This is a genomic window from Bacillus sp. z26, from assembly GCF_058313635.1.
The window spans coordinates 295,659-308,770 of record NZ_JBZFQM010000001.1 but is presented as its reverse complement, the minus strand read 5'-3'; the positions used below and the strand labels follow the sequence as shown (position 1 = coordinate 308,770).

The 13,112-nt window shown below is 38.9% G+C and carries 14 protein-coding genes; all 14 read left to right on the top strand.

Features of this window, described 5'->3' with window-relative positions; all coding sequences use genetic code 11:
- Positions 1-11 precede the first annotated feature (11 nt).
- The 14 genes from folE (at position 12) to AC4G3K_RS01365 (ending at position 13,087) form a co-directional block, all read left to right on the top strand.
- On the top strand, positions 12-578 hold the full coding sequence (gene folE, locus AC4G3K_RS01430) for a GTP cyclohydrolase I FolE (RefSeq protein WP_491075505.1): 567 nt from the start codon (positions 12-14) through the stop codon (positions 576-578).
- 31 nt (positions 579-609) lie between these two features.
- Entirely contained in the window at positions 610-837 is a 228-nt protein-coding gene (gene mtrB, locus AC4G3K_RS01425) for a trp RNA-binding attenuation protein MtrB (protein ID WP_491075504.1), read from the top strand.
- A 128-nt stretch (positions 838-965) separates the two neighbouring features.
- Positions 966-1,724, top strand: a complete 759-nt coding sequence (locus AC4G3K_RS01420) for a heptaprenyl diphosphate synthase component 1 (RefSeq protein WP_491075503.1) — start codon at positions 966-968, stop codon at positions 1,722-1,724.
- Positions 1,725-1,766: 42 nt separating this feature from the next.
- Positions 1,767-2,480 carry a demethylmenaquinone methyltransferase gene (locus AC4G3K_RS01415; RefSeq protein WP_491075502.1) on the top strand — a complete coding sequence of 238 codons (714 nt, stop codon included), beginning with the start codon at positions 1,767-1,769 and terminating at the stop codon, positions 2,478-2,480.
- 35 nt (positions 2,481-2,515) lie between these two features.
- On the top strand, positions 2,516-3,478 hold the full coding sequence (hepT, locus tag AC4G3K_RS01410) for a heptaprenyl diphosphate synthase component II (RefSeq protein WP_491075501.1): 963 nt from the start codon (positions 2,516-2,518) through the stop codon (positions 3,476-3,478).
- An 88-nt stretch (positions 3,479-3,566) separates the two neighbouring features.
- Positions 3,567-4,013 carry a nucleoside-diphosphate kinase gene (gene ndk, locus AC4G3K_RS01405; protein WP_491132214.1) on the top strand — a complete coding sequence of 149 codons (447 nt, stop codon included), beginning with the start codon at positions 3,567-3,569 and terminating at the stop codon, positions 4,011-4,013.
- A gap of 203 nt (positions 4,014-4,216) precedes the next feature.
- Positions 4,217-5,017 (top strand): CheR family methyltransferase, encoded by an 801-nt coding sequence (locus AC4G3K_RS01400; RefSeq protein WP_491132212.1) that lies wholly within the window; start codon positions 4,217-4,219, stop codon positions 5,015-5,017.
- 158 nt (positions 5,018-5,175) lie between these two features.
- Positions 5,176-6,348, top strand: a complete 1,173-nt coding sequence (gene aroC / locus AC4G3K_RS01395) for a chorismate synthase (RefSeq protein WP_491075498.1) — start codon at positions 5,176-5,178, stop codon at positions 6,346-6,348.
- Positions 6,349-7,440, top strand: coding sequence for a 3-dehydroquinate synthase (gene aroB, locus AC4G3K_RS01390; protein WP_491132210.1), 1,092 nt, complete (start codon positions 6,349-6,351; stop codon positions 7,438-7,440).
- A gap of 20 nt (positions 7,441-7,460) precedes the next feature.
- Entirely contained in the window at positions 7,461-7,826 is a 366-nt protein-coding gene (gene aroH / locus AC4G3K_RS01385; RefSeq protein ID WP_491132647.1) for a chorismate mutase, read from the top strand.
- A 21-nt stretch (positions 7,827-7,847) separates the two neighbouring features.
- Positions 7,848-8,954, top strand: a complete 1,107-nt coding sequence (gene hisC, locus AC4G3K_RS01380; protein ID WP_491132208.1) for a histidinol-phosphate transaminase — start codon at positions 7,848-7,850, stop codon at positions 8,952-8,954.
- A 20-nt stretch (positions 8,955-8,974) separates the two neighbouring features.
- Positions 8,975-10,078, top strand: a complete 1,104-nt coding sequence (locus tag AC4G3K_RS01375) for a prephenate dehydrogenase (protein WP_491132207.1) — start codon at positions 8,975-8,977, stop codon at positions 10,076-10,078.
- A 19-nt stretch (positions 10,079-10,097) separates the two neighbouring features.
- On the top strand, positions 10,098-11,396 hold the full coding sequence (gene aroA, locus AC4G3K_RS01370) for a 3-phosphoshikimate 1-carboxyvinyltransferase (protein ID WP_491132206.1): 1,299 nt from the start codon (positions 10,098-10,100) through the stop codon (positions 11,394-11,396).
- Positions 11,397-11,791: 395 nt separating this feature from the next.
- Entirely contained in the window at positions 11,792-13,087 is a 1,296-nt protein-coding gene (locus tag AC4G3K_RS01365) for a tetratricopeptide repeat protein (protein ID WP_491132205.1), read from the top strand.
- Positions 13,088-13,112 lie beyond the last annotated feature (25 nt).

Sequence of the window (13,112 nt, the reverse complement as noted above, 5' to 3'; positions counted from 1 at the left end):
GGAAGACAGAAATGAGTGAAATCAACCGCGGTAAAATAGAGGAAGCAGTTACGATGATTTTGGAAGCTCTTGGAGAAGATCCGACAAGGGAAGGACTCCTGGACACGCCAAAACGGGTAGCTAAAATGTATGAAGAAGTATTCTCCGGATTGAATCAGGACCCTAAAGAGTATTTTGAAACGGTCTTTGGAGAAGATCATGAAGAATTAGTACTTGTAAAGGATATTCCTTTTTATTCTATGTGTGAGCACCATCTCGTACCCTTCTTTGGTGTGGCCCATGTAGCATATATTCCTAAAGGTGGACGGGTTACAGGTTTAAGTAAATTAGCCAGAGCGGTCGAGGCTGTGAGCAGAAGACCTCAATTACAAGAGAGAATCACATCAACTGTTGCCGAGTCCATTATGGAAACACTCAAGCCACACGGCGTTATGGTGGTTGTCGAAGCTGAACATATGTGTATGACCATGAGAGGCGTCAAAAAACCTGGTTCTAAAACAATCACATCTGCAGTAAGAGGCACTTTGGCAACAGACTCACGCTCCCGCCAGGAAGTTTTAAGCTTAATTAATAAATAAATGAAATAGATAATGGGAAAGGAGTGAGAGAATGGAGAACCTCCAATCGACTGATTTTGTAGTCATAAAAGCGTTAGAAGATGGGGTAAATGTCATTGGATTAACCAGAGGTGAAGATACCAAATTCCATCATTCAGAAAAGCTTGATAAAGGTGAAGTGCTATTTGTACAGTTTACCGAACATACATCAGCCATCAAAATCAGAGGAAAAGCGGTTATGCACACACCCTATGGTGAAATAGAAAGTGAGAAAGAATAACCGTTTATCTGTTCTCTCCTTTTAAACCATTCGACAGCATTTTAAAAGGATAGTAAGATAAAAATAATGAATGTTAGAGTATGCCGGTACCGGCATTGAATTAGAAGCGGAAGCATGGGTGATTACGATTGGAAAGCATCAGTAACGAAGTCATACAACTAAATAGTGAAATAAAGAATATCATCAATCATTCTTTTGTAAGGAAGTATATAAATCAGCCAACCATTAATGACGATATGATAGCTGTTATGGTTAAAATTATGCAAGATGCCAATGTGGACCCAAAATCAATGCCCTTTTACATAGTATCAGTCATGCTCATGCAAATTGCCCTGGATACCCATGAAAAAGTTTCAAACACAGAGGAAGGCGAAAGCCAGACTAAATTGAGACAACGCCAATTATCGATCTTAGCCGGTGATTATTACAGCAGCATGTACTATCACATGTTGGCTAAGACAGAAGATATTGAGTTTATTTATCTAATGTCTCAGGGAATACAGGAAGTAAACGAAGCAAAGGTTAGACTATATATGGACAAAGACGCTGATATGGATAAGCTGGTAACGTACCTTTGTAAAATTGAAACCATTTTAGTTGAAAAAACAGCTGAGTATTTTAATGATACTGAACAAAAGGATTTGTATATCGATTTTCTGTTATTGAACAGATTGATGGCTGAATTGGATGGATATAAAAATAATCACAATTCCAATTTTGTAAGAGCTTTACAATCCATACATAGTGTAAATGATGAAACGGATGATAAAATATCATATTTGCTTAACCAGGAAATTAAAAAAGTGAAAGAAAGATTATCGTATACCTTGTTGAAATATAATAGCAGCGATGATTTGGCTATAAGGGTTAAGGAAATTTTGAGATAATCACAATATATAAATATGTTGGTATGAAAAAGGGGATTCATAATGAAACAACAAACAAAAGAAGAACGTGTCCATCATGTTTTTGAGAATATCTCTGAAAATTATGATTCAATGAATTCAGTAATCAGTTTTCAATTACACAAACGTTGGCGTGCCGATACGATGAAAAAAATGAATGTTAAACAGGGGAACCAGGCGCTCGATGTATGTTGTGGAACTGCTGATTGGACGATTGCATTAGCGCATCAGGTTGGTGATTCTGGCAAGGTAATTGGTTTGGACTTCAGTCAAAATATGCTGAAAATCGGGGAACAAAAGGTTAAAAAGGAAAAATTGAAGAATGTAGAGCTGCTACATGGGAATGCCATGGAGCTTCCATTTGAAGATGACACATTTGACTATGTAACTATAGGATTTGGTCTGCGAAACGTTCCTGATTACTTAGCTGTATTGAAAGAAATGAACCGTGTTCTTAAGCCTGGAGGTATGGCAGTTTGTTTGGATACGTCTCAGCCAACATTACCGGGTTATAGACAGCTGTATTATTTTTATTTTAAGCATATCATGCCAATGATGGGTAAATTATTGGCTAAAAGTTATAAGGAGTATTCCTGGCTGCAGGAATCTGCAGAAGATTTTCCAGGCGGACCAGAATTGAAAAAGCTTTTTGAGGAAGCCGGTTTTGATAAGGTGAAATATAAACCTTATTCCGGTGGGGCAGCTGCGTCTCATTTTGGATACAAACAATCTAAATGAAGGGACGCGTATTAGTTTAAGCGGGAAGTGGAACTATGAAATTACCAAAATTATATTCAATCTTCAGACAAGATATCCAATTAATCGAAAAAGAGCTGCGTTCATCCATTCATCCAGATAGTGGACAACTCCACGACGCATCAGTACATACTCTGAAAGCAGGAGGGAAACGGATACGCCCTGTGTTTGTCCTGCTTACAGCGAAATTTGGAGATTATGATATCAATAAAATTAAGCATGCAGCTATTGCTCTTGAACTTATTCATTCTGCTTCACTGGTACACGATGATATTATTGATGAAGCTCGATTGCGAAGGGGATCTTTAACGGTTCGTTCCAAATGGGATAATAAAATGGCCACCTATACCGGAGATTATATATTTGCACGAGCTCAGGAACTTATGACCCATATTAAAGAACCTCTGGCACATCAGGTTCTGGCCAAAACAATTATGGAAGTCAGCATTGGTGAGATAGAACAAATACGAGATAAATATAATTTTGATCAAAATTTGCGTGATTATTTAAAGCGAATTAAAAGAAAAACGGCAGTATTAATTGCAGCAAGCTGTCAACTGGGAGCAATCAGTGCAGGAGTTTCAGAAGACATTCACAAAAAATTATTCCTATATGGTTACTATGTAGGTATGTCTTATCAAATTATGGATGACATTCTTGATTTTACGGCAACTGAAAAAGACCTGGGCAAACCTGCGGGAAGCGATTTATGGCAAGGAAATATCACCCTGCCTGTTTTATTTGCGATGCAAGATCCCAAGTTAGCTGAAACCATTCGAACAGTTAATGAAAGAATGAGTTTAGAAGAATTGAGTCCTATCCTGGAATCAATCAAAAAATCCGGGGCAATTGATCAATCAATCGAATTCAGTAATGCTTATTTAGATAAAGCATTCGCTATTCTTGAATCGATGCCTAATTCTAAGAACAAAGATTATTTAGTTGAAATAGCAAAATTTATCGGAAAAAGGAAATATTGAGACTATTTCCTTTTTTTGTTTGCTTTATGCATGTAAATAATGGTATTATTCTTTCTGAAAACCCATACATACGAGCAGAGGTGTAAAAATGGAAAAAACATTTTTAATGGTTAAACCAGATGGTGTACAGAGAAATTTAATCGGGGAAATTGTATCACGTTTTGAAAGAAAGGGCTTTCAACTTGTTGGGGCAAAATTAATGCTCATTCCTGCCGAAATGGCAGAAAAACATTATGAGGAACATAAAGAACGCCCATTTTTTGGTGAATTAGTTGATTTTATTACGTCCGGGCCGGTTTTTGCAATGGCATGGCAAGGAGAAAATGTGATTGCGACGGCGCGTCAAATGATGGGATCTACTAATCCTAAAGATGCATCTCCTGGTACTATCCGTGGTGATTACGGTGTGACAGTAGGTAAAAATATTATCCATGGATCTGATTCACCGGCAAGCGCTGAGAGAGAACTTGGTATTTTCTTTAAAGAAGATGAATTAAATGAATATACAAAATTGGCAAATCAGTGGATTTATTGAATGGATATGATTTTTTAACACTATAGTGAATGATGGCTGTCAACAGGGTTGGCAGCCTTTTTTATTAACCTTGACAAAGAATAGGTAGGAAGATGATTTCATTAGTTAGTCTTTAACGTTGGGGAAATGACTGGTTATATCTTTAAATCTTCATATTTTGTATACTAATAGTAAAAGAAAATCGGGTGGGGACAAAGCGGATTATGATCACAATAAACGATGATTATCAAGGGTTTATTAAAGGAATCAATTATCTAACGAATATCGATCTATCCTTATATAAGGAAGTTCAAATGAAAAGGCGCATCACATCCTTATATGAAAAAAAGGGTTTTAATGGGTTCCGGGACTATTATAGTCATCTTAGTAAAGATAAATATCTATTAAATGAATTTCTGGATCGTATGACGATTAATGTAACGAATTTCTTTCGGAATTATAAAAGGTGGGAGGTTTTAGAACGGGAGATCCTGCCTAGATTATTATCTGAAAAACAGACTATAAAAGTTTGGAGTGCAGCTTGTTCAACTGGCGATGAACCTTATTCACTGGCCATAGTACTATCGCGCTTAAATGCCTTAAACCGTGCCGTCATCCTGGCTACAGATATAGACCAGAATGTTCTGGAAATTTGTAAGAGAGGCATCTATTCGGAAAAATCCTTGGAAGAGGTACCAGAGGAATTAAAAAATACATATTTCAAATTGGCGGATGGGTATTATCATCTGAATCCAAAAATTAAGAAGGCGATAACATTCGATAAACATAATTTGCTTGGTGATCCATTTGGTCAATCCTATGATTTAATTATTTGTCGTAATGTACTGATTTATTTTACGGATGTAGCGAAGGATTCTTTATATAAGAAATTCTCCCAATCACTTCGGCCTGGTGGAGTTCTGTTTGTTGGGAGCACTGAGCAAATCTTCCACCCAAATGCATATGAATTTGTCAGTACAAATACGTTTTTCTATAAAAAGAAAGATACTGTGTCATTGCCATAACTCTGTCCGAGAAGATAAAAATCATGGACAATAAAAGCAGTATAGGCAATGGATCTATAGAGTTTCTGATGTACAATGAAAAGCAAAATTATTACCAAAGATATAACGGTATATGATATTATTACACAAATGCTTTAAAGTGATGAAGGAGGATGCTTATGAGATACATAACTGCGGGGGAATCACATGGTCCCCAATTAACAACGATAATAGAAGGACTGCCAGCAGGAATGCCGTTGTCTGAGGAAGATATCAACAAGCATCTTGCTAGGAGACAAAAGGGATATGGCCGCGGTAGAAGAATGCAAATTGAAAAAGATACAGTAGAAATCACTGCTGGCATCCGTCATGGCCGGACATTGGGTTCACCTGTATCCTTACAAGTAAAAAATCGTGATTGGACACACTGGACTCATGTGATGGGAATTGAACCGATTGATGAAAAGGCTGAAGAAGAAATTAAACGTAAAATAACAAGACCACGCCCAGGGCATGCTGACTTGAATGGCGGAATGAAATATGGACATAGAGATTTGCGTAATGTATTGGAACGTTCGTCTGCAAGGGAAACAACTGTCCGAGTAGCAGCCGGGGCTATTGCAGTGAAACTGCTTAGTCTGCTTGGCGTAGAAATTGTTTCGCATGTCGTGGAAATCGGCGGCATTAAAGCTGCTGAAACAGAGATGAAGGATATAAAAAAGATTCAACAGCTGGCAGAGGATTCTCCAGTTCGCTGCCTTGATGAAAAGGCAGCTGTTCAAATGATGGAAGCCATTGATGTAGCTAAAAAGAATGGGGATACGCTAGGTGGCGTCGTAGAAGTGGTGGCAACCGGAATGCCTGCAGGTGTAGGAAGTTATGTTCATTATGATCGGAAATTAGATGCGAAAATTGCGGGAGCCATTCTAAGTATAAACGCATTTAAGGGTGTCGAGTTTGGCATCGGTTTTGAAGCAGCGAGAATCCCAGGCAGTCAAGTTCATGACGAAATTGTTTGGGAGAGTGGTCAGGGTTACAGTCGTAAGACGAATCGTTTAGGCGGATTTGAAGGTGGAATGACTACCGGAATGCCTGTGGTGGTACGTGGAGTGATGAAACCAATCCCAACGTTATACAAGCCGCTCAAAAGTGTGGATATTGACACGAAAGAATCATTTACTGCTTCGATTGAACGATCTGACGCATGTGCTGTCCCTGCAGCAGCGGTCGTTGCCGAGCATGCGGTAGCATGGGAACTTGCCAACGCCATCATTGAACAATTTTATTCAGATCGAATGGATTCATTGTTGGAATCCGTCAATCAGCAAAGAGCATATGCGAGGGAATTTTAAATGGAATCTATACAAATTAAGACTTCTTCAAAGGAGTATCCAATTTTTATAGGTGATGGGATTATTGAGCAACTTCCATTATTTATAGAGAAGAATTTTAAGAGAAAGCCAAAAGTTTATATTATAACGGATGAAGTGGTTTCCTCTCTTTATTCCGAGGTGATTCAATCATCCTTGACTGATCTTGGGTTCGCCGTAATAGTCCACGCCGTACCGACCGGAGAAAAGGCAAAATCATTTCCTGTTTATGAAGAATGCCTGACCGTTGGATTAGAAAATAAGCTTGATCGCGATAGTCTTATATTAGCGCTCGGTGGGGGAGTTGTCGGTGATTTAGCCGGATTTGTGGCTGCCACTTATATGAGGGGGATTCCCTATATCCAGCTGCCAACGACTTTACTTGCCCATGATAGTGCTGTCGGAGGAAAGGTGGCCATTAATCATCCATTAGGAAAGAATTTAGTTGGCTGCTTTTATCAGCCGGAAGCCGTATTCTATGACAGTTCCTTTTTATCGACTTTACCGGAAAAGGAGTGGCGGTCAGGCTTTGCAGAGTTAATTAAGCATGCTTTCCTTTACAGTAAATCTTTTTATGATGAATTACGGGACCGTTATACTGTTATTTCTGATTTACGGAATAAATCATTAGCTCCGTATATAAAAAGAGGGATTTCTGTTAAAGCTGATATTGTGTCAGAGGATGAGAAAGAAAAAGGTTCACGCGCTTTTCTTAATTTAGGGCACACATTGGCACATGCCATTGAAGGAGCAGCAGGCTATGGTGTGGTCACCCATGGTGAGGCTGTAGCTTTTGGCATGTTATTTGATTTGTATTTGAGCATAAAGTATACGAATTTTCAATTTGATCTGCAATCATTTGAGAATTGGTTAAGGAATTTGGGATACCTTCAAATACCAAGAGAGATTCTTTCAACAGAATTATTGATCCCGTTTATGAAACTTGATAAGAAAAATAAACAAGGTTCAATCACGATGGTCCTATTAAACGATTTTGGCAATCCAACTTTACAGTCCTATACTGATAGGGAAATACAGACCGAATTAAACATATTTCTTAAACAAATTAGGTGAAAAGGAGTAGGGAATTCATGATGATAAGAGGCATCAGAGGGGCCATTACCATAGAAGAAAATCATAAAGATCATATTGAAAGCAGAACGGAGATACTTCTTCGAGAGATGATTCACCAGAATAATCTGCTGGCTGAGTCCATTGCTTCAATCTTTATCTCGGTAACGGATGACATAGATGCAGGATTTCCGGCTGCCGCAGTAAGGAAATTGGCTGGATTTACATATGTTCCTGTGATGTGTATGCGTGAAATTCCTGTTTCGGGTTCTTTGCCTATGGCAATTCGGATTATGATTCACGCCAATGTGGATACCGCTCAAAAGGATATCAAACATATTTATCTGGAGGGAGCCACGATCCTTAGACCTGATTTAACAGAGAAATAAGCAAAAAAGGGGGAGCTCATCTTGAAATGGAAGAATCATTTATATACATTGGAACCCTATCAACCAGGCAGACCGATTGAGGACGTAAAAAGGGAGTTTGGTTTGGAGAAAATTATCAAACTGGCATCGAATGAAAACCCGTATGGTTATTCATCCGCAGTTTCGAAAATTTTGAAAGAAACGGATTGGACCCTTCCCATGTATCCGGATGGCGGTGCAGTTCAATTGCGTAAAGTCTTAGCCACATATTTAGGGGTTAAAGAAAATCAGTTGATATTTGGAAATGGCTCGGATAATTTAATACAAATGATTGCTAAAGCGATTCTTAGTCCCGGGGTTAACACGGTAATGGCAACGGGTACCTTCAGTCAATACAGTCATAATGCAATACTCGAACAGGCAGAAGTCAGGGAAGTACCACATGTGAATGGCAGACACGACCTGGAGGGCATGCTTAAAGTGATTGATGCTGATACCGGCATTGTCTGGATATGTTCCCCTAATAATCCTACAGGAGAATATATTCCTGAGGATGAGCTTCTTTCTTTTCTTAATCAAGTACCTGCAGATGTATTAGTTGTGTTTGATGCTGCTTATTATGAATACGTGACGGCTGAGGATTATCCGGACATACTGCCGTTAATTGACCGGTTTGATAATTTGATTGTTTTGCATACTTTCTCAAAAATTTATGGAATGGCGGCTTTGCGTATTGGTTATGGAGTGGCTAATCCCCATATTATTCGTATGCTTGAACCTGTCAGAGAACCATTTAACGTGAATTCAATAGCCCAAAAGGCAGCTATCGCCGCCATTGGAGATCAGGACTTCATTCAGGAATGCAGGCAAAAAAATAGAGAAGGTCTTGAACAGTATTATGAATTTTGTAAGATACATAGGCTGGACTATTATCCATCTCAAGCTAATTTTATTTTAATCGATACGGGATATGATGGTAACGAGGTCTTTCATTACTTAATGAGAAAAGGGTATATTGTTCGTTCCGGTCAGGCTTTGGGTTTCCCAACATCCATACGGATCACAGTTGGTTCACATGCACAGAATAAAGCAGTTTTGAAGGAACTGGAGTATTTTATTTTGGAAAAGAAGGCTAAAGAAACTAAATAGATGTCAGGTGAGGTGCCTCCATGCGTGGGAATGTATTGATGATAGGTCTTGGGCTAATTGGAGGATCCATTGCTCTATCTATTAAAAAAGAACATCCTGAAGCCGTTATACAAGGGTATGATTTGGACTGGAAACAGGTGCAATTAGCAAAAGTTTTAAAAGTGATAGATGAAGAGATTACAGATTATAAAGAGGCTGCTCGAATAGCAGATGTCATCATTATAGGTGTTCCTGTGCAAGTCACATCAGCAGTAATGAAGAACCTGTCCTCTTGTTCGCTTAAAAAGAGAGTTCTAATCACGGATGTCGGAAGTACGAAAGCAAAGATTATGGAAGAGGCAGACAAATACTTTGGCTCAAGATATACCTTTATAGGCGGTCATCCCATGGCTGGTTCCCATAAAAGTGGAGTCGCAGCAGCAAAAGTGCATCTTTTTGAAAATGCATTTTATATGCTGACGCCAGCTTCTCATACTGATGTGAAAGAAGTGGCTGAGTTAAAAATGTGGCTGAAAGGCACAAAAGCCAAATTTATAGAAGTGGACGCAATTGAACATGATTTAATGACTGGTGTCATCAGTCACCTGCCGCATATTATGGCTGCTTCCATCGTTAAGCAAGCTGAACATGCAGAAGAGAAACATGCATTAATTGCAAGGCTTGCTGCCGGGGGATTCAGAGATATCACTCGGATTGCTTCATCCAATCCCCAAATGTGGAAAGATATTCTGATTCAAAATGATCAAGTGTTAATCCACCTCTTGAACACCTGGATAGATGAAATAATGGAGATCAGAGACTGGATAGTCAAAAAAGATGAGGAAAAACTATATTCCTTTTTCTTAAGTGCAAAAGCTTTCCGCGATGAGTTGCCAGCTCATAAAAAAGGAGCTATTCCTTCCTTTTACGATTTATATGTGGATGTCCCGGATTACCCAGGCATCATTTCTGAGATAACCGGTTATCTGGCTAAATCAACCATTAGTATTACAAATATTCGAATCATTGAGACACGAGAAGAACTTTATGGTGTATTAGTGATTTCTTTTCAAACGGATGAGGATCGTTCTCTTGCTGTTGAATGTTTACGAGAAGCAACAAATTATGATACTTATTATGACTGACATAAAAGGAGGAGAGGTATTGGATAAAATCCTTTCATATAAACCAAATGGGTTGGCAGGTACGATAACGGTCCCGGGAGACAAGTCTATATCACATAGAGCAGTCATGTTCGGGGCAGTAGCGGAAGGAAAAACCACCATTCATCATTTTTTGGAAGGGCAGGATTGTTTGAGTACCATTGATTGTTTTCAGAAAATGGGGGTGGATATTGAAAGAGATGGTGATACTGTCACCATTCATGGAAATGGATGGGCTGGTTTAAAGGAGCCGGTTGAATTATTGGATGTCGGCAATTCGGGGACAAGCATTAGGCTTCTTTTAGGATTGCTCGCCAGCCAGCCATTTTCTGTTACGTTCACAGGCGATGACTCTATCGCCAAGCGGCCCATGAGAAGAGTGGTAGATCCTCTTCGGAAAATGGGAGCAACTATAGTTGGTAAGGATGATGGTAATTATATTCCGCTTGAAATGATAGGAAGTGAGCTGTCAGGAATTGAATATGAGCTTCCGGTAGCGAGCGCACAAGTGAAATCAGCCATTCTTTTAGCAGGGTTAAATGCAAAAGGTATTACAACGGTCATTGAAAAAGCATCTACCCGGGATCATACCGAACGAATGATTGAATCATTCGGAGGGAAAATTTATATTGATGGAAGAAAAAGGATGGTTACAGGCGGGCAAGTGTTACAGGGCAGGGATATCCATGTACCTGGAGACATATCCTCTGCAGCGTTTTGGATGGTGGCCAGTGCGATTGTGCCCAACAGTCAGGTTACGTTAAGGAATGTTGGCTTAAATCAAACAAGAACTGGTATTATAGATGTCTTAAAAGAAATGGGTGCTAATATAGAGATTCAGCCTGATTCTCAAGGCGAATTGGCGGAAGAAACAGGGACTGTTACGGTTATGACGTCTTCTTTGAAGGGGATGACCATTGCCGGAGACATCATTCCAAGATTGATTGATGAACTTCCTGTGATTGCCTTGTTAGCCTCACAGGCCGAGGGTAAAACAGTTATTAAAGACGCTGCTGAGCTAAAGGTTAAAGAAACAAATCGAATTGATGCCATTGCCACCCAACTGGGGGCACTTGGAGTAGCTATCACGCCAACAGATGACGGATTAATCATAGAGGGTGGACAAACACTGCACGGCGGTGTTGTGGACAGCCTTGGAGACCACCGAATCGGTATGACATTGGTAATTGCGTCATTGCTATCCAATGAACCAGTAGAATTACGAAATGCAGAAGCCATTTCCGTATCCTATCCTGGCTTTTTTGAAGATTTAAATAAACTTATATCGGTTCAGGAATAAAGAGAGGATTATGCCTCTCTTTATTTGGTACTAAATTTAGTGATGGTTTCATAGCTTGTCTTAAAGAAAGTTATTTTAGTCTGGGCCAATACTCCACTATATAGTAGATTGGTGGTGAACGATCTATACCGGTATTTAAAGATGGAAGAAAACGAAAAAAGCTGATTCGGTCGCTTTTTGCTTAATGATACAGTATACTTATCTAACCTTACATGTTAAGGACTCCAAGCTCTACTACCTCAAAAAGTCTATTTTACAGATATGTAAAACTTCAATTTGAAAAATTATTTTCTGCCTACTCCACAGAGCGCTTTATATAGATTACAAAAAGTGAGTATAATAGAGGTAATAATGAAAATCCGGAATACTGGATTAAACAAACATGGTTCTGCAGAATGAACAGCAGAGTTGTTAAAGATTTATGGAAATGGAAAGGACTGCCACGCATGAATATTGATTCAATTATAAAAAAACTGATGCAAGGTGAATTTGAAGAAGCTAAAAAACATATAAATCAGATTAAGCAATCAAATAACGATGACGATGTATATACCCTGGCAGAAGAAATTGCATCCCTGGGATTTATGGAAGAGGCAAAGGAGCTTTTTGAAGAATTGCTGAAGCGTTATCCTGATGAAGGAGAAATTTTATTTTCCTTGGCTGAAGTTTCAACAGAATTAGGGCAGGAAGAAGAAGCATTGCTGTATTTGGAAAAAATTGATGAGGAAGATCCTATGTACCCAGGTGCCCTGTTATTATTAGGTGATTTATATCAAGGCATGGGTATGGAGGAAGTCAGTGTCCAAAAACTAAAAGAAGCCAATCGCATTCTACCGGATGAACCCATTGTAAAATTTGCTCTTGCAGAACTTTATTATCAACAAGGACATTTCCGTTCGGCTGTAGAATTATATACCTGTATCTTAAAGAATGAGACAGTTATAAATGGTATCTCGATAAATAAGAGATTGGCCTTGTCACTGGTCTCATTGGGCGAATTTGAAGAATCGCTTCAATATTTCCAAAAAGCTGGCAAAGATGATGACGTAAATTTATTGTTTGAGCATGGCTTTGCTGCTTATCACGCAGGGGAATACACAATAGCTATAGCCAAATTCACTGAGCTGAAAGAAATAGATCCAGCTTACCATTCGCTCTATATGTATTTAGCAATGGCTTATGAAGAAAACCACAATCTGGAGAAGGCGTTAGAAATTGCTGAAGAAGGTATTAAGGAAGATCCGTTCAATAAGGAAATATTCCTTTATGGAGCTGAACTCGCAAGTAAGGTAGGTAACACTGACAAAGCCATTAAATGGCTCTCAGAAGCTATTGCGATAGATCCAGGTTACCTCGAAGCCATCCTTACTTTAGGCAAGCTTTACTTACACGAAGAAATGTTCGACAATGTCATTGATCTCGTATCTTCTGTCCGATCAATGGGAGAAGATGATCCTCAATTCAATTGGCTCCTGGCAACGGCTTACTCTGAACTTGAACAGTATTCTGAGGCACTTGCATGCTACAAAGAGGCGCATGATTCTTTTGCAGAGAATAAAGATTTTTTACATGAATACGGCTATTTCTTGCTGGAAGATAGTAAATTTGAAGAGGCTAAGTCGATATTTAAAAAATTGCTTGCAGAAGACCCGAGTAATGATGAGTATATCGATATATTAGAAAGAATTTAACTAATTTGTACAGAGGAGGGCTCCA